General features: G+C 60.0%; 19 protein-coding genes and 1 tRNA gene. 9 read left to right on the forward strand and 11 right to left on the reverse strand.

From position 1 onward, the window contains the following. Positions 1-44: 44 nt before the first annotated feature. The 8 genes from HMPREF7545_RS07990 (at position 45) to HMPREF7545_RS08030 (ending at position 7130) form a co-directional block, all read left to right on the forward strand. Complete coding sequence (locus HMPREF7545_RS07990; RefSeq protein WP_040571316.1) at positions 45-464, forward strand: pyridoxamine 5'-phosphate oxidase family protein; 420 nt, start codon at positions 45-47, stop codon at positions 462-464. A gap of 110 nt (positions 465-574) precedes the next feature. Next, positions 575-835 (forward strand): DUF4160 domain-containing protein, encoded by a 261-nt coding sequence (locus HMPREF7545_RS07995; protein ID WP_040571317.1) that lies wholly within the window; start codon positions 575-577, stop codon positions 833-835. Positions 836-853: 18 nt separating this feature from the next. After that, positions 854-1111 carry a DUF2442 domain-containing protein gene (locus HMPREF7545_RS08000; protein ID WP_006695215.1) on the forward strand — a complete coding sequence of 86 codons (258 nt, stop codon included), beginning with the start codon at positions 854-856 and terminating at the stop codon, positions 1109-1111. A gap of 82 nt (positions 1112-1193) precedes the next feature. Continuing rightward, positions 1194-2366: a phosphoribosylaminoimidazolecarboxamide formyltransferase gene (locus HMPREF7545_RS08005; protein WP_006695216.1), complete on the forward strand. Its 1173-nt coding sequence runs from the start codon at positions 1194-1196 to the stop codon at positions 2364-2366. 231 nt (positions 2367-2597) lie between these two features. Next, positions 2598-4730 carry a TonB-dependent copper receptor gene (locus HMPREF7545_RS08010; RefSeq protein WP_006695217.1) on the forward strand — a complete coding sequence of 711 codons (2133 nt, stop codon included), beginning with the start codon at positions 2598-2600 and terminating at the stop codon, positions 4728-4730. Between the two features lie 129 nt (positions 4731-4859). Beyond that, entirely contained in the window at positions 4860-5291 is a 432-nt protein-coding gene (locus HMPREF7545_RS08015; protein WP_006695218.1) for a hypothetical protein, read from the forward strand. Positions 5292-5344: 53 nt separating this feature from the next. Then, positions 5345-5418: transfer RNA gene (locus HMPREF7545_RS08020), tRNA-Gly, on the forward strand. A gap of 524 nt (positions 5419-5942) precedes the next feature. Next, on the forward strand, positions 5943-7130 hold the full coding sequence (locus tag HMPREF7545_RS08030) for an MFS transporter (protein ID WP_040571319.1): 1188 nt from the start codon (positions 5943-5945) through the stop codon (positions 7128-7130). Here the strand turns inward: HMPREF7545_RS08030 and HMPREF7545_RS10055 are convergent. The 10 genes from HMPREF7545_RS10055 to HMPREF7545_RS08070 all read right to left on the reverse strand — a co-directional run bounded on the left by HMPREF7545_RS10055 (position 7082) and on the right by HMPREF7545_RS08070 (position 15604). Beyond that, entirely contained in the window at positions 7082-7297 is a 216-nt protein-coding gene (locus tag HMPREF7545_RS10055) for a hypothetical protein (RefSeq protein ID WP_071585641.1), read from the reverse strand. The genes HMPREF7545_RS08030 and HMPREF7545_RS10055 overlap by 49 nt on opposite strands. A 6-nt stretch (positions 7298-7303) precedes the next feature. Beyond that, entirely contained in the window at positions 7304-9013 is a 1710-nt protein-coding gene (locus HMPREF7545_RS08035; RefSeq protein ID WP_006695222.1) for an adenine deaminase C-terminal domain-containing protein, read from the reverse strand. Positions 9014-9022: 9 nt separating this feature from the next. Further along, a complete protein-coding gene (locus tag HMPREF7545_RS08040) occupies positions 9023-10339 on the reverse strand; it encodes an NCS2 family permease (protein ID WP_006695223.1) in 1317 nt (438 codons plus the stop codon). A gap of 322 nt (positions 10340-10661) precedes the next feature. After that, positions 10662-12023, reverse strand: a complete 1362-nt coding sequence (locus HMPREF7545_RS08045) for a glycoside hydrolase family 26 protein (RefSeq protein ID WP_006695224.1) — start codon at positions 12021-12023, stop codon at positions 10662-10664. A gap of 80 nt (positions 12024-12103) precedes the next feature. Further along, entirely contained in the window at positions 12104-12379 is a 276-nt protein-coding gene (locus HMPREF7545_RS08050) for a hypothetical protein (protein WP_006695225.1), read from the reverse strand. Positions 12380-12567: 188 nt separating this feature from the next. Next, on the reverse strand, positions 12568-12936 hold the full coding sequence (locus HMPREF7545_RS08055) for a hypothetical protein (RefSeq protein WP_006695226.1): 369 nt from the start codon (positions 12934-12936) through the stop codon (positions 12568-12570). A gap of 160 nt (positions 12937-13096) precedes the next feature. After that, positions 13097-13231, reverse strand: a complete 135-nt coding sequence (locus tag HMPREF7545_RS10475; protein ID WP_006695227.1) for a hypothetical protein — start codon at positions 13229-13231, stop codon at positions 13097-13099. A gap of 145 nt (positions 13232-13376) precedes the next feature. After that, positions 13377-13994 (reverse strand): N-acetylmuramoyl-L-alanine amidase, encoded by a 618-nt coding sequence (locus HMPREF7545_RS08060; RefSeq protein ID WP_006695228.1) that lies wholly within the window; start codon positions 13992-13994, stop codon positions 13377-13379. After that, complete coding sequence (locus tag HMPREF7545_RS10250) at positions 13991-14164, reverse strand: hypothetical protein (RefSeq protein ID WP_006695229.1); 174 nt, start codon at positions 14162-14164, stop codon at positions 13991-13993. The genes HMPREF7545_RS08060 and HMPREF7545_RS10250 overlap by 4 nt, the downstream gene beginning before the upstream one ends. A 96-nt stretch (positions 14165-14260) precedes the next feature. Beyond that, a complete protein-coding gene (locus HMPREF7545_RS08070; protein WP_040571320.1) occupies positions 14261-15604 on the reverse strand; it encodes an alanine/glycine:cation symporter family protein in 1344 nt (447 codons plus the stop codon). Between the two features lie 178 nt (positions 15605-15782). On the opposite strand from HMPREF7545_RS08070, the gene HMPREF7545_RS08075 reads away from it, so the two are divergent. Then, positions 15783-16499, forward strand: a complete 717-nt coding sequence (locus HMPREF7545_RS08075) for a DUF554 domain-containing protein (protein WP_248681301.1) — start codon at positions 15783-15785, stop codon at positions 16497-16499. A gap of 102 nt (positions 16500-16601) precedes the next feature. Here the strand turns inward: HMPREF7545_RS08075 and HMPREF7545_RS08080 are convergent, their stop codons facing one another. Beyond that, on the reverse strand, positions 16602-17807 hold the full coding sequence (locus HMPREF7545_RS08080; protein ID WP_006695232.1) for a Fic family protein: 1206 nt from the start codon (positions 17805-17807) through the stop codon (positions 16602-16604). Positions 17808-17922: the final 115 nt, after the last annotated feature.

The following is a 17922-nucleotide window of genomic DNA, read 5'->3' on the forward strand; positions in this document are numbered from 1 at the left end:
TTATACTATACTCCAAGTATTCCGGAAAGAAAAGGAGAATGACAATGAACATGACGGATGAATTTCTTCGCTTGATGCGCACGCAGAGGGAGATTGCTCTCGCGACCTCCGCGGACAATACGCCCCATGTGCGCATCGTGAACTTTATCTATGCCCCGGAGGAGCGGCGCATTTACTTTGCCACCTTTGCCGACAATGCAAAGGTCAGCGAGATGGCTGCAAACAACACCGTCTCCTTTACGACCATCCCGCATGACGGGAGCACGGCGCACGTCCGCGCAGTCGGCACAGCGGCGCCGAGCACGCACAGCATCTTCGACCTCGCCGATGCCTTTGCGGCGAAGATTCCGGGCTACGACGAGACCATCGCCGCCGTCGGCAGTGAACTGCTCCTCTACGAGATCACATTCGATACGGCGGCCGTCACCGTGGACATGGAGCACAGCGGGACAGTTTGCCTCTAGACTTTGCCAAACACGGAGGCCTATCCTTGCTTTTTTATGCCTCTTTCTTGTCCTGGCTGTTCATACATTGTATAATAGAATCAACAACCGGATCGAAGGAGGCAGCGTCTATGCCAACGATTTCCATGTTCTTCGGGATCATCATTCGCATGTATAACAACGGCGAACACAATCCGCCGCATTTCCACGCCTCGTATCAGGGCTGCCATGCGGTGTTTGATATGAACGGCGACCTCACAGATGGGGATATGCCGCGAAAACAGCAAAAGCTGATCGCCGCATGGGCAGAGCTGCACCATGACGAGCTGCTCGCAAACTGGGAGCTCGCCATAAACGAGCAGCCGCTCTATAAGATCGCCCCACTGCGCTGAGGAAAGGAGGCCTCTGTTATGAAACGTCCTGTCTGGCTCGTCGAGGATGTCAAGCCACAGCGTGACTATACCCTGCTGATTACCTTTGCAGACGGCAGTCGGCGTCTCTACGACGCGCGCCCTCTGCTCGAAAAGGAACTCTATGCCATGCTCAAAAATCCTGCTTTTTTCCTGCGTGCGCGTGCGGAATACGGTACCGTCGTCTGGAGCGACGATGTGGACATCGCCCCCGAGCATCTGTATGAATGCAGCCGCCGTGTCGAAAAATCGGCGTAGGAACCGCACTGCCCGCAGATCCCCCCCCCCCGCTGCTAAATAAATACAGAACAACCGATGCGAGAGAAAAGGAGCGCTCACGATGAACGAAATCGCACTGAAATACGGCTGCAACCCGAACCAGACACCCGCGCGCGTCTATGCGGACGGCGGCCTCCCCTTCACCGTCCTCAACGGACGCCCCGGCTACATCAACCTGCTCGATGCGCTGAACAGCTGGCAGCTCGTCCGCGAGCTGCGGGAGATGTCGGGGCTGCCCGCCGCGGCCTCCTTCAAACACGTCAGCCCCGCAGGCGCCGCACTCGGCCTGCCGCTCTCCGAGATGCTTGCCCGCGCCTGTGCGGCGGAGGGGCGCGACCTCTCGCCCGTCGCCTGCGCCTATGTCCGCGCACGCGGCGCCGACCGCATGAGCTCCTACGGCGACTTTGCCGCCGTCTCCGACATCTGTGACGAGGGCCTTGCAGAGTTCCTGCGCGGCGAGGTCTCCGACGGCATCATCGCGCCGGGCTATACGGAAAAGGCTCTTGAGATTCTAAAGAGCAAGCGCAAAGGCAGCTACCTCATCCTCCAGATGGATGAGCGCTACACGCCGCCCGCCCTCGAGCGCAAGGACGTGTACGGCGTCACCTTCGAACAGCAGCGCAACAACGTGCAGATCACAGAGGACTGCCTCACCGAGCGTCCGACGGCGAACAAAGACATCCCCGCCGAGGCCCGCCGCGACCTCCTGCTCGCCCTCATCACGCTGAAATACACCCAGTCCAACTCCGTCTGCTACGCCGTCGACGGACAGGCGATCGGCGTCGGCGCGGGACAGCAGTCGCGCGTCCACTGCACGCGCCTCGCGGGGAACAAGGCGGACATCTGGCACCTGCGCCAGAGCCCGCAGGTGCGCGCGCTCCCGTTCCGTGACGACATCCGGCGTCCCGACCGCGACAACGCCATCGACGTCTACACCGCGGGCGACGAGGACGACTACGCTCTGCTCGCCGCGGACTGGCAGCGCCTCTTCACAGAGAAGCCCGCCCCCTTTACGCGCACGGAAAAACGCGCCTATCTGAGCACGATCAAAGGGGTCGCCCTCGGCTCAGATGCCTTCTTCCCGTTCGGCGACAACGTCGAGCGCGCGCATCAGAGCGGCGTCTCCTACATCGCGCAGAGCGGCGGTTCCATCCGCGACGACAACGTCATCGAGACCTGCGACAAATACGGCATCGCAATGGCGATGACCCACATTCGCCTGTTCCATCACTGAGCCCGCCGCGCGGACATCGCCCGCAGCGCAGCCCCGCAAGCACACCATGCGGGGCTTTTTTGTGTGCACAGATGCGGCAAGTGCACAGCGCTGAATCTTCGCCTGTTTTATTCTCATATATTGCTCTTTCATTAAGGTTTTCTATTTGCTTTCTTTATCTGAATTATGTTATCATTCCGTTATCTTTGAGATAATGAGTCTCATTTTTGCACTTTACAGGAGGTACACTGAATGACCCGACAACTCAGCCGCCGCCTCGCGCTCCTCAGCATAGCGCTCGGCACCGTATCCCTCAGCGCACACGCCTACGCGGCGGAGACGATGCAGGCCGATACGGGCGGCACGACGATGGATATGCCCGCCGTGGCGAGCTCTGCCGCCCCAGAGGATGCGCCCTACGAATTTACGCTTGGCGAGGTCATCGTCACCGGCTACCGCACGCGCACGCCGCTCACGCTCGCAACCGATCCGCGCAGACCGCGCCAGCCCATCCCTGCAGCCGACGGCGCGGGCTACCTGAAGACGATCCCCGGTTTCTCCGTCGTGCGCAAGGGAGGCCTCGGCGGCGACCCGATGATGCGCGGCATGGGCGGGTCACGCATGGTGATGGACATGAACGGCGGCGGGATGGCAGGCAGCTGCCCGAACCGCATGGATCCCACAGCCACCTATGCCTTCCCTGAGACGTTCAGCCGCATCATCGTGAACAAGGGACCGCAGAGCGTCCGCTACGGTGCAAGCATTGCGGGCAATGTCGTCTTTGAGCGCATAACAGAGCGTTTTGAAGCCCCCGGCGTGCGCGGAAATATCTCCGTGCTCGGCGCGAGCAGTCACCGGTTCGATGATCTCATCGACATCACGGCGGGCGGCAAAGAGGGCTACCTGCGCCTCATTCAGACGCGCAATTATGCGCAGGACTACAAGGACGGCGGCGGGCACCGCATCCACTCGGGCTACGGCCGCCACAGCCTCACGGGCATCGTCGGTCTGACGCCCGATCCCGATACCCTCTTCGAGCTCTCCTACGACCGCAGCCGCGGCTGGGCAAAATACGCACACGGCATGATGGACGGTCCGCAGTTCGACCGCGACAGCTACGGTGTGAAATTCGAGCACGCACACCTCTCGCCTGTGGTCGAGAGGCTCACAGTTCAGCTCAACCACAACACGATTGATCACATCATGGACAACTACACCCTGCGCCCCGCAGGAGGGATGGCGATGGGCACAGATGTGAAACGCGTGCAGTACGGTGCGCGCGCCGCCCTTGATCTGCGTTTCTCGCCAAAGAGCACCGGTGCCGTCGACATCGAGATGCGGCATGACGCGCATTTCTTCGCCGAGGCACATCGGATGCTCAAGGGATCGTTCAGCAACGACATGGACATCAAGAATTTCGGCATATTCCTCGAGTACAACCGTGATCTCGCCGCGTGCAGCCGTCTCCTCACGGGTCTGCGCTACGACAAGATCGACACGGACTATCATAACGCACGCTTCCGGAATCCGATGGGGATGCTCACGCGCGATCTCGTCCCCGGCAGTACGAGCGACCGTGCCGTCAGCGGCTTCGTTCGCTGGGAACGCACGGCAAAGAAGCAGCCGCTCACGTTCTACGTCGGCGTCGGGCATGCGGAGCGTCCCGCGGACTACTGGGAGGCCTATCATACCTGGCTCGCTTACAGCAATCGCCGTCTCGGCATGCACGCCGACCCCGCCGCCCACCGTCCGCGCCGTGAGAAGAACACACAGCTCGACCTCGGATGGGTCTACAAGGGCAAGAAGACGAGCGCAAACCTCTCGCTTTATTACGCGCACATCCACGACTACATCCTGCGCCTGCCGCAGATCGGGATGGGCATGAACGCGCGCACGCCCTACGGAAATGTAAATGCCCGCCTCTACGGGTTCGAGGCGGAGATCACGCGCAAACTCTCGCCGCGCTGGACACTTGGCGCCTCGCTCGCCTACACGCGCGGCGAGGACCGCACAAACAATGCGCCCCTCCCGCAGATCGCACCGCTCGAGGCAAATCTCACGGCGAAATACAGCCACAAAAAAGTCGAGGCAAACGCTGTCTGGCGCCTCGTCAGCCGTCAAAACCGCTATCATAGGGGCTACGGCAGCGTCACGGGCACGGACTACGGTCCCACGGGCGGATTCGGCACACTCGGGCTCAGCATTGCCTACCGTCCCGATGAGAATCTGACATTCTCCCTCGGCGTCGACAATCTGTTCAACAAGACCTATGCCGAGTTCGTCAATTACAGCGAGGCTGCCATCGCCGGTCTCGGCATCCCCGCCGGCGGTCATATCTCCGAGCCGGGGCGCACCCTCTGGTTTCGGAGCAATTACCGGTTCTAAATAACATCATTCCCCACGGAGCTGCCGCCCCCAACGCGACAGCTTCTTTTTTCTTCCCCTTTTCACTCTGCTATGCTATAATAAAACATTATTAGAACGATGCGTGCAAAGACGAGGAGGTGATTGGTCGTGATCGAAGCGGCCAAGACATTCGAGGAGTATCTCAAGAAGGAAAACATCTCGGGCTTTCAGGTCCGCGAGGCAGGCGACGACCGCGATACGGCGATCTTTGAGAGCGAGGTTGAGATCGAGGGGCGCCGTCTGCCCATCGTCGTCCTCATTGACGCAACCGCCTACGCCACCATCCGCATCCGCCTCGCGCAGAATGCCGTCGATGATACGAATGCCATGCTCCTCACCGGCTGGCTCATGCGGCAGAACCAGGACAGCCGCCTCATCAAGTTCTACCTCACCTCCGACACGACCATCCTCGCCGACGTCGTCGTCCCGCACAACCCCGAGGCATTCGATCCTGATGTCATGACGAGCGTCCTGCGCGTTTTCATCCGCGACATCACGAAGCTCATGCCCGATCTTGCCATGCTCCTCCCGGAGGAGTGAGCGCCTCCGCGCGTTTGACAAACCGCGCCGAATCTGCTATTATACTCAAGATTGCGGGCATAGTTCATCGGTAGAATGAAAGCTTCCCAAGCTTTAGAGGTGGGTTCGATTCCCATTGCCCGCTCCATAGAGAATGCAGAGCTGTCAGAAATGACAGCTCTTTTTTAAATCAGGGATGCTCGGAAAGGGGACCGCGATGATAAAGCAAAGGAAACCGCTGCGGATCTGGGCCGCCCTCGCCCTCCTCTGCGGCGCCCTCCTCTCCGGCTGCACGTCGACGCTGGCGACAGAGGGCAGCGATCCGTACACGCCGGATGATGTGATCGCGATGGCAGAGGACAAATTCGCCGCTGATCTTTTGCGCATTTTCGCACGCCATGCTGCCGGCAGATGCCCTGCAGCTTCGCGCCGCCGACAGATGAGTTTATCGCGGGTCTTGCCGCCGCAGCAGCATCCAGTACAAGCGCCCCGACCGCATCACGAATCGGATGGAGTCCTCCCTGCTGCGCGAGGTGGACTTGGCCGAGGAGAATGAAGCCGCATAATCCACGCACGTCGTAGAGCAAACTTTTCGATTACACTTTCTTCTTGTATTCTCCCCTCCCTGTTTCTATAATGCAGGTAAGTATCTGCAGACGCGGAGGTTTTTCTATGAGAGTTCCAATGCGTCAATATATGGCGCTGCTCGGCATTACGATTGCCGCATTTATCTTTAACACATCCGAGTTCATACCGATCGCCCTGCTCATCGATATCTCGGAGTCGTTCTCCATGACGGAGGCGGCGGCGGGGCAGATGATCACGATCTATGCATGGGTGGTTGCGCTGCTCTCGCTGCCGCTCATGCTGCTGACCTGCCGCATGGAGCTGAAAAGGCTCCTGCTCCTGATGGTTGCGCTCTTTGGCATCGGACAGCTCGTCTCGGGACTCGCGTCGAGCTATGATATGCTGCTCGGCGCACGCATCATCGTCGCCTGCGCGCACTCGATTTTCTGGTCGATTGCCGCACCGCTTGCGACGCGTCTCGTGACGCGCGAGCATCGGCCGATGGCGCTGAGCATGATCGTGACGGGCAGCTCCGTCGCGACGATTGTCGGGCTCCCGCTCGGGCGTGTGATCGGTCTCGCGGCGGGGTGGCGCATGACGTTCCTGCTGCTCGCCGTGGTTGCCGCCATCGCGTTTGTTTATCTCGCGCTTCTTCTGCCGAAACGGGCACCGGGAGAGGGGTTCACCATCGGCGAACTGCCGTCGCTCGTCCGCCAGCCTGTGCTTGCATGTATTTACATCATGACGGCACTCTTTGCGACGGCGTACTTCACGATGTACAGCTACATCGAACCGTTCCTGCACAATGTCGCGGCGTTCTCGCCCGATCTGATTACGGCGGCACTCATGCTGCTCGGGGTCAGCGGCATCCTCGCGAGCCTCGTTTTCTCCAGGATGTATGGAAAGCGCCGCTTTTTCCTGCTGCGCTGGTGTCTCGTGGGAGTCGCGGTTATGCTCTTCCTCTGGCAGGCGGCATCCATCTCCGTCGGCACGATGATCGTGCTCACGATGCTGCTCGGGATACTCGCAACGCTCTACAACACGATGTTCCAGGCGGAGGTTCTCGCAACGGTCCCGCGCGACGCATCGACCGTTGCGACGGCGATCTACTCGGGCATCTTCAACCTCGGCATCGGCAGTGGAACGTACATCGGCGGGATTGCGGCGGGGGACGGCCACCTCGCCCACATCGGCTACATCGGAGCGGCGATTGCCGGTGCCGCCGCCCTGCTCTGCCGCTGTGTCTATGTGAGTGCCGTGCAGCCGAAGTGGTCGACGACGAAGCCCATGTAGACGCCCGCGAACATGGAGCCGACGATGCGGCCCATGAGGCCGGGCGCGCCACTGGTCGCAGCATGCGGCACCATGTCCGCCGCGTTTACTGAAGTGCGCGGCTGAAATGATGGACTCCTCCAAAAAAGTGCTGCTGCACGAAGTTTTCCGGCTTCGTACAGCAGCACTTTTCGTTACACAATCAAAGGCACTGCGGCGCCTTTTTTCACGTCGATGATGCCCTTATCGGTCAGTTTGAAATACGGGCTCACAGGCAGCGGAATGGTGCTCAGGGACATGATGACATTGTCGTGGCGATAGCCACAGTCCGCAAGGACGCGGCGAACACGCGCGATCTGCTCGCCGAGAACGGGGAGCGGGCGGTCAGAGAGGATGCCCGCGATCGGCAGCGGCGCAAAGGCCTGCACACTGCTGTCCCGCACCGCAGCAAACCCGCCCTGCGCCTCAATGACGGCGTTCGCCGCCGCCTGCATATCCGCTGCGGTCTGTCCGAGGACGAGCAGGTTGTGGCTGTCGTGCGCATAGGTGGTCGCCGCTGCGCCGCGCGTGAGCGCTGTCCCGCCGACGAGCGCCATGCCGCAGCCGCCATTTTTGCCGTGTCGCTCAAAGACACAGGCAAGGTTGTAGGGGCTGCTCTCCCAGTCGATCACGCCGCCGCGCACGGGCAGCTCTGCCCGCCCCTTCGCGACAAAGGTCGTATGCTCCTGCACCTCGAGGATGCGGCAGAGCACCGTCCCCTCCGCGATCGGCGCACGCAGGACGAAGTCCTCGGCACTGCGCGGCGCCAGATGCACGCTGCGGTAAAAATGCGCGGGGAACGACGTGTCCCGTTCCGGCTCCTCCCACGCCTCGCCGCGCGCAAAGACCTGCCGTCCCGCGCGCCAGACACGCTCGATCTCAAAGGCCCGCAGATCCGAGAGCACGACGAAGTCGGCGATGCGGCCGGGGGCAATCACGCCCTTATCCCGCAGTCCCATATGCTGCGCGGGTGCATAGGTCGCCGCATAGACCGCCTCCTCGGGCGCAAGGCCGAGCTCCATGCTCCGCCGGACGAGGTGGTCCAGCTGCCCGCGCCGCATGAAGTCATCGGGCATCGTGTCGTCCGTGACGAAGGCAAAACGCCCCGACAGACGGTTCTCCATGAGATAGTCGAGGAACTCTTTCTTCAGGGTCTTTTCCTGCAGCTGGATGAACATTCCATTTGCGGCGCGCTGTGCGAGCCCCTCAAGCGACTGATCCGTATGATCGGAGCGAATGCCGCGGTAGAGGAGCTGTGCCAGCTCCCATCCGACGAAGCGCGGGCAGTGCCCCTCGATGGAGAAATCCGGCCGGCCGTGCTGAATCTGGCGGATCAGACGATTCGTCTTGGAGTGCGCGTCCGCAATGACCTCGCGGCAGTTCATCACCTCGCCGAGGCAGACCACCTGATCCATGTGCATGAGCGCCTCGACATCATCGTTCTCGATCGCGGCACCTGCCGTCTCGAGCGCGTCATTCGTCGACGGAACGGACGAGGGGATGGCGATGCGGACGTCACAGGGGCCGTCCTGCGCACTCTGCATCAGCGCGCGGATGCCCGCGAGACCGAATACATTTGCGATCTCATGCGGCTCCGCGATGAGCGTCGTCACACCGCTGCGTACCGCGCCTTTCATAAACGTACGCGGCGCGCACATCGTACTTTCAATGTGCATGTGGCAGTCGATCAGCCCGGGGATGACGTACTGCCCCGCGAGATCGACCGTGCACCGCGGTGTGAGCGGCAGTTCGTCCATGCCGACATAGGCGAAGCGATCGCCGCTGACGGCAATATTGCCCGGGATGAATTTTTTGAGATAGCTGTTGTAGACCTGTCCTCCCGTCAACAGTGTGTCGATGTGCATAGCGGCCTCCTATTTCACGCCCGCAATGGCGTAGAAGTAGTACGCGAGCAGGAGAGCAAGCAGATAGTGTCCCTTGTGCAGCTCGCTCATGCGCCCTGCGGCGAGCTTCATGAGGACAAATGCGATGAAGGCCACAGAGATGCCGTTGGCAATGTTGAACGTATACGCGGTAAAAGCGATGCAGAGGAACGCGGGAATGTACTCGGCAATATCCGTATAGTCAAGGTTGCGCATCCCCGCCATCATGCTGACGCCGACGTAGATAAGGACGGGCGCCGTCGCCGCCGCGGGGATCATCAGCGCGAGCGGCGTCACCGCGAGAGTGAGCAGGAAGGCGACCGCCGTCGTGCACGCCGTCAGCCCTGTGCGCCCGCCTGCCTCAACACCTGCACCGGACTCGAGATAGGTGATGAGCACCGGAATCGTGAAGAAGGAGCCCACCGTCGCGGCGATGGAGTCGACATGAAAGACCTTGTCGAGCCCCGGCAGATCGCCGTTTTTGTCGAGGAAACCTGCCTTGCCGCCGATGCCGATCGCCGTGCCGAAGCTCGAGAAGAAATCCGGCAGGAAGAACGCGAAGAGGAACGGCAGATATTGAAGATCGAGCGCCCCCACAAGATCAAAGTTGAAGAAGATCGGCGCGATGTTGTCCGGCATGCGCAGGATGCTCTCCGGAATCTTCGTAATGCCCATCGGGATGCCGATGACCGTCCCCGCAAGGATGCTGATGAGCGCGGCGCCGCGTACCTTGCGCGCCGTGAGCATGAGGAGAATGACGAAGGTGATCGCCGCGAGGATAACGACGGGCTGCGTGAGATCGCCGAACGAGAGCGCGACCTTTTTCGCATTGACCGCGATCAGCTTTGCATTGCGCATGCCGATCACGGCGAGGAAGATACCTACGCCTGCACTGATTGAGATCTTGATGCCGCGCGGTATTGTCATGACAATGAATTGACGAATGCCAAGCACCGTAACGAGGATGAACAGCACGCCGCTCAGAAAGACAATCGCGCTCGCAACGCTGATCGGCACATTTTGGAGCTGTACCATCGTGATCGAGAAGATCGCGACGCTGCCCATGCCGGGCGCGAGGGCAAACGGGCGGTTCGTATAGAGCCCCATCGCCATCGACGTAGCGAAGATCATGAGCACCATGCCCGTGAGCATCGCCCCCGTTGGAACCCCTGCCTCCCCCATCATATGCGGCACAACGGCGAGCACATAGCCCATCGTCGCGAACGTCGTGAGACCCGCGAGGATCTCCGTACTGACAGAGGAGTGATACTCCTGCAGCCGGAACTGTCGTTCAAAGAATGAATTCATTGGACACGCCTCCCAAAGGCAATCATAAAAAATTTGAAGACGTTTTTATTATAAACCCATTATCAAACTTTTCCAACAATAAAGGCGAAAATATTTCTGTGTCTCTAAAATCCCGCACCCCTGCCAATATGAGGAGGATTATGGCACGCGCGCAGCCAACGCCGAGCGAGCGCCGGACGGCAATGCAGAGAAATGGTTCCGCCGTATTAAGGATTTTCGACTACAGAGAGAACGAAAGGTAAGGTATCATTTCTATCGCAAGGAAGGTCTATGGGGGAGTGCGTGCGGCCGGGATATGCGGCGATTTCCCAGCCCCCAATCTTTATTCCTGCACCGGCACAGGCAATCCGCGCCAATCTCCGAGGCCGCCCGCAAAGAGCGAGGTCTCCTCATTATAGTAGTCGATGAATCCGTCGACGAGCTCGTGGCCGCGCGTATCGCTGACCATGAAGGGCTGGTAGAAGTTCTTCTCCTCCTGCTCAAAGTTCGCCCACGTCATGAGATACGGGATATGATGACGCCGCGCGACGGCTGCCGCCGCACTCGTCCAATGCGGATCGTCATTGCCCGTGAGCGCGAGCCCGCCGCCGTTTTTATGAACGCCGACCTCGGTGAGCGCGGGGAGTTTGCCGTGCGCATCCGCTGCGGACACAACCAGCGCCGCCGCATGCTCGAGCCGCTTCAAAAAGGCGGGCGTATCGTCGTCATCGTCGTAGAAGTCAAAGCCGAATACGTCCACATACGCATCGCCCGGATAGCGGTCGAGATAGTCCTCCGCCGATGAGAACGGCGCGTTCGGCGCATAGACGTAGAGCGCATTGTGCACGCCGCGCACATCGCGCAGATAGTGGACCGTGTACTGCCAGAGCGCAGTGTAGTCCGCGCCGTCCGTCCCCTTTACGCCCCACCAGAACCAGTCTCCGTTGTGCTCATGGAGCGGGCGAAAGAGTATGGGGATGCCGCGCCTCTGCATGCGCAGCAGAAAATCCGCGACCATATCGAGGTAGGCCGTATAGACCGGATGCAGATCGCCGCCCGGAACGGCGCGGTGCAGAACATGCCCCGAGAGATCGTCCGGCGAATAGCCCGAAAAGTCATAACCGCCGGCCGCCTGCGGACGCTTTGCCGCGCGCGCGAGGTTGGGGATGTGCATGGAGAGCGTCAGGATCGCGCCCTCATTCGACGCCTCCGCCGCGATGCGCTCGAGTTTGTCCGCGCAGCTCATGCCCGCCGCGCGCTCCGCATCGGTCAGCTCCAGCTCCTCACCCGTCAGCGAGAGTGCGTCGAGCCCGACAATCCCTGCGAGTGCGCCCGTCATGTCCTTCGTATCGGAGTTCGTACCGCTGTCGATGCGAAAAAATTTATGATGCGCATCGTTCTGATGTCCGTAGATCGTGTACTGCAGCTGCCCGAGCGCTGTAAGATACGCATAGAGCTGCCGCGTCTCCGCCGTCGCCGCCGCATCGGCGAGATGCACCGTCCGCGGAGCAGCGGCGCGGAGCGTCTCGAGTGCCGGTGCGTCGCGGCGCGCCTTTGCCGCGTCGGGCAGAACCGTCCGCGCCCGGTAGACAGGATCCGCCGGATCATCCACGGGATGTGCAGCGGCAGAGAGCGGCATGAGTCCGAGCAGAGCGCCGATCAGGGCACATGCGCGCATTGCCCCGGCAAAAGTTGAATATATCATTCGATTTCCTCCTTTGCAGATATTATAGCACAAAAAAACACCCGCTCCCGTGGGAGTGGGTGCCCTATGATCTCCGAATATCAGGTGTTCTTCGCAATGATCGCGCCAACGACAGCGCCTGCGATGGCGGCCGTAGTCATGCTGCCCTGCGAGTAGCGCTTGCCGCCGCTCTTGCGCCGTCCGCCCCATGCGAGCTGCTGAACATCATTGCGTCCGTCAAAGCTCGTGTACGATGCGCGCTCTGCCGGCACGCTGAGCGCGTGCGCGGATACCTCGGCCACGCCTGCGGCACCGTAGCTCATGGCGCCGACAATCGCGGCGATTGCAGTCCGCTTCATCATCTTTGTTGTCATCATGTGAACCACATCCTTTCAAACGGCTTTGCCGCTGTGCACTTCTTTGGTACAAGTAGAGCATACGACGCGCGCATGGGAAATACATTCGAACGGAATTTAATTTTCGTTAGGAGTTGCTCCTAAATTTTATCACTGTATGAAAAAGCACCCGTTCCCGTGGGATTGGGTGCTCTGCCGAACGGGACAGCTCATATGCTCCTCGCAATGATCGCACCGATCACGGCGCCGGCGATCACAGCGGTGTTGATGCTGCCCTGCGAGTAGCGCTTGCCGCTCCGGCGGCGGTCATTGCGGTGATCGCGGTCACGGTCGCGTTCCCAACGCTCCCGATCGCGCCGGTCACGATCACGTTCCCAGCGGTCGCGGTCGCGATCACGGCGGCTCTTCCACGCGAGCTGCTGGACATCATCGCGTCCGTCAAAGCTCGTGTACGATGCGCGCTGCTCCGGCACGCTGAGCGCACTCGCAGAGACCTCAGCCACACCTGCAGCGCCGTAGCTCATGACGCCGACCAGCGCTGCCATCGCAGTCCTCTTCATCATCTTTGTTGTCATCATGCGGATCGCATCCTTTCAGACGGCGCTGCCGTCAACTTGTCGCTGTTTCTGGGGACAGAATACGATGCGCATATGGGAAATGGATATAAGATGAATTTAAGTTCCGTTAGGACTTACTGCTAATTTTTATGGCTGCATAAAATGACGGGAGGACACGGCGTCAGTTCATCGCGTCACTCGCAGCCAGAAAGGGATCGAGCAGAGCGTGCAGGCAGAGGTCCGTTGAGCGTGAGGCGAACGCCATAAATGCGTTCAGTATGACGAGGAAGGAATGCCTGTGTTTTGTTTGTTCCATGATAATCCCTTGATTTCTCCAATAAAATGACCGCCGGTCATATTTGCTGACATTATATGACTGACGGTCATTTTTATCGAATCGATAGGAATTTGTGGGATACCGTGATCGTATATGAGGATCCTCTCTGCCCTGGCGGGACAGTCTATTTGTGCTCCCGATACCACTGTGCCTTTCCTCGGAGCACATCGCCGCCGCGCGTGCCGTCCTCTGCCCAGGGGCGAAAGGCGGGGCTCTCGTGCGTGCCGAGGTACTCAAGGTCCCATCGCTCGCATGTCGAGCGCGGGCCGTAGGGGGCATGGGCGCGCACACCGTCCTCGTTGTCGGCCGCCTCGCCGTGCGTCAGGATGCGCGCCTTGTCGATCGTCAGCCAGAGGCCGTCCGCAAGCGCCGTCACCGCCATCGCCATGGCCTCGATCTGCGCGGCCGTCGGTGGCTCCGCGCCGAGATGTTCCGTCGTTGCACCACAGGCTCCGAGAACGGCAACGCTCACACTCCCGCTGTTGCGCCGATAGGTCGCGGCGAGCAGCACATCAAGCGCACCATCGCCGATCACATAGAGCGTACCGTCCGCGTCGATCTGGACATGATAGTCCGCGAAGAACTGCCCGTAGTGCCCCGCCGTCCAGTGGAGGTATATCTTCGTCTCACGCGCGCACTGCGCAGCGGCATAATAGAGGGCGGGGCGGTATGCCGCGGCAAGGTTTTTTAGTTCCGCGCAGGTCACGCGCCGCATGGCCGATGCGGGCAGCACCGCGCTCATCGCGGCGCCTCCTTCTCGCCCCGCATCATGACCGTGCGCCCGAGAAAGCCGATCAGCCCCGAGGCGATGTTGCTCGTCAGCTCCGCGCTCCCATAGAAGACGGACAGGATCGCAACGACGACGAGCCCTGTCCCGACCATCCAGTCCACGCGCGGCAGATAGTTTCGCATAAAAATTCTCCTTTCCGATCTTACAGATGTTCCTTCCATAGAAGTAACTGCTGCAAAGATCGAAAAGGAGAGGTTTGTTTGACCGTTGGAAGTGCCCTACTTTTTCATCTTCTCCAGATATGTCCGCGTCTCACGCACTACGATGCCCGAGAGCGCGATGAGGGCGATGAGGTTCGGGATGGCCATGAGGCCGTTGACGATATCCGCGAGTACCCAGATCGCCTCGAGCTTCAGGAACGCGCCGCATGCGATGAGCGCAATGAACACGAGCCGGTACGGCAGGATCGCGCGCATGCCCGCCAGATACAGCACGGCGCGCTCGCCGTAGTAATTCCAGCCGAGGATGGTCGTAAAGGCAAACAGCGCGAGCGAGACGGTGAGCAATGCTCCGCCGATCGAGCCGTAAAGGCTCGTAAACGCCGCGCCCGTCATCGCCGCGCCCGCCGCATCGCCGTGCCATGCACCCGTGAGGACGAGCACCAGCCCTGTCATGGAGCAGATGATGATCGTGTCGATGAATGTCCCCGTCATGGAGATGAGTCCCTGCTCGGCCGGCTCCTTCGTCTTTGCCGCCGCCGCCGCGATCGGCGCAGAGCCGAGACCCGACTCGTTCGAGAACACGCCGCGCGCAATGCCGTTCTTCATCGCCATCATCACGGTCGAGCCGGCAAATCCGCCCGCCGCCGCTGTGCCCGTGAATGCACTGTCCAGGATGAGCGCGATCGCCGCGGGGATCTCGGAGAGGTGCATGAGGATGATCCCTGCACAGATGACAATGTAGAGTACGGCCATAAAGGGAATGATGCGCGCGGAAACGTGAGCGATGCTCCTCAGCCCGCCGATCGTGATCGCCGCGATGAGCGCCGTGAGCACGAGGTCGGTTGCGATGCGCGGAACGCCGAAGGACAGCTCCACCGAGTCGACGATGGCATTGACCTGCGGGAACGTGCCGATGCCGAAGAACGCAACGAGTACCGTCGCCGCTGCGAAGAACGTCGCAAGCGGACGGTATTTCTCCCCCATGCCGTGCCGGATGTAGTACATCGGGCCGCCCGCGATCTCGCCGCGCTCGTCCGTCGTGCGGTATTTCACCGCGAGCAGACCCTCGGCATACTTCGTCGCCATGCCGAAGAACGCCGCCATCCACATCCAGAAGATCGCGCCGGGGCCGCCGACCTTGACCGCGGTCGCAACGCCGACGATGTTGCCCGTGCCGATCGTCGCGGCAAGTGCGACGCACAGCGCTTTAAAGCTCGAGATGTCGCCTTCGCCGTGATTCTTTGCGCGCAGGATCAGCGCGAGTGCACGCGGCAGATGCACGACCTGGATGAGCGAGAGCCGGATGGTCAGCAGGATGCCCGTCCCGACGAGCAGCGTGATGAGCGGCACGCCCCAGAGGAACGAGTCGACCGCGTTCAGCATGGGGAGAAATGATTCCATATCCATACCTCCAATTAAGATAAAATTTTCAAAAATGAAAATATGCGGGTATTTTACCATGATAAAGCATGAAAAGTCCATGTATACATGAAGGATCCGCATTTTATTTTACACGCGCGTCAAAATGCAGTACAATGAGCCATCGGATCAAAACGGACAGAGAGAGGTTGTGAAGGTCATGCCGGGCATCGGAATTCTTGCGAACGCAGCCGCCGTCATGCTCGGAGGAATCTTGGGGCTCGGCTGCGGCCGCCTCATCACCGAGCGCTTTCAAAAGACGATCATGAGCGCCTGCGGTCTCTGCGTGATCTTCCTCGGTCTCGGCGGAGCGCTCCGCGAGATGCTCCGGATCGGGGCGGACGGGCAGCTCGTCTTCGTCGGCGTCAACATGATGCTCGCCAGTCTCATCGGCGGTGCAATCATCGGCGAAATCCTCAACATCGAGGACCGCATGACGGCGTTCGGCGCATGGCTGAAACGCGTCTCGGGCAGCAGCGGCGATGCGCATTTCATCGACGGGTTTGTCAGCGCGTCGCTGACCCTCTGCGTCGGCGCGATGGCCGTCATCGGCGCGGTGAGCGACCGCCTGCTTGCCGACCCGTCCATCCTCTTCGCCAAGAGCGTCCTCGACGGCATCGTCGTCATGCTGCTCACCGCGGCACTCGGGCGGGGCTGCATTTTCTCCGCGCTCTCGGTCGGCATCTTCGAGGGGGCGATCTTCCTCGCCGCCGGCGCGATCGAGCCGATCATGACCCCCGCCGCGCTCCAGAACCTCAGCTACGTCGGCAGTATCCTCATCTTCTGCGTCGGCACGAACCTCTTCGGCCTGCCGTACATCCGCGTCGCAAATTTTCTCCCCACCCTTGTAATCGCTGTCCTCTGGGGTGCGGCGTAGCTTCTCATAGACCCAGAACTCTGCTGTACCATAGAAATGGGGCGGATGCGCAAAGCATTCGCCCCATTTTTCTATGAAGTTCATACACGTTTCGTCTGTGCATCAAGCAAATGCGTCCAAACACAGCATGTAGTGATACGGACGGCTGCTCCGATGCTGAATCATATGCTCTTCGGGAATCGATTTCAGCTTTGCATAGACCGTTGTCTCTGTCTGATCAAGGGCCTCCGCAATCTCGGCAACCGTCGCCCCGACATCCGAGAACACCGCCGCCTGGAGCAGGATATCATACACATTGCGCAGCTTCTTATCATGCACCGCGTTCATCACACGGCCATGGTACGCCCGATAGCGCCGAAGGCGGTCATCCAGCGCATCCCCCGTAAAGCGGACCGCCTCATAGATAAAGCGGAGCGTTCCGATGATAAACGGCGTCAGATCGCCCCTGTTAAACTCGGATGTGGTATCGGCGAACAGCTTATAGTAGCCCTTGCGGCGCTTCTTGATGAGCAGCGACAGCTGGAATGCGATGGTCGGATGAAGTTCACGCGCGAGAAAATATGTTGTGATGAAGCGCGACATGCGCCCGTTGCCGTCATAGAACGGATGAATATAGCCAAAGAGATAGTGAAACACAGCAATGCGGAACAGGAGCGGCATGCTCTCCTCGTGCAGGAGTGCAAGCGCATATCCCATCTCGTGCATGATCTTTTTCTCGGGATAGCTGCCGCGGTGAATGACCTTTTGCGACGGCGATACAATGTCAACGGAGCCCTTGCGGAACAGCTGTCCATCCGGGAGATTCGCCGGGTCATCGCGGCGGATCTCATCGGCGATAAAGCTGTCAAAGAGAGCGCGCACATCTGCCGCTGTGTCCAGGGGAATCTCCTCGCCCTGCAAAATCCGTGCGTATTTATTGACCACGCCGCCGAGCCGCATGCGCACGCGATCTGCCGGTGCCGTCTCCATCGCCGCGCGTATCTCGCGCTTCGTGCTGTGCACGCCCTCGATCGCATTCGTCGCCAGAATCTCCTCCACCATACAGGTGTGCAGGAACTGCTCAATGCCCGCTTTCGGAATATGTCCGATCATCCCAAGAAGCGTCGTAAAATCCCGTCCGATCGCCTCCTGCAGGAGAGCAAGCTCCTCCGTATAGCAGTAGAAGGCCGGATAGGACTGTGCTCGTCCATACTCCTGCAGCGCGATGGGAAGGTGCCGCGTCATCGGACTATTGCGGCGCTGCCGGTGTTCCTCTGCCCATCGCGCAGCATTCTTGCGGTAAAGAAGAACGAGACTTTCATATGCCATCGCGGTGTACCCCCAAAAATTGTGTTTTTTATAGATGGAAAAATCGAGTTATAAAAAACTTCATTTTTTTATACGTAAATCATATGAAATATAAAAAACAGCGTTTTTTTATATT

Origin of the sequence: Centipeda noxia ATCC 43541 (assembly GCF_000160555.1) — a bacterium.
Classification (GTDB): domain Bacteria; phylum Bacillota; class Negativicutes; order Selenomonadales; family Selenomonadaceae; genus Centipeda; species Centipeda noxia.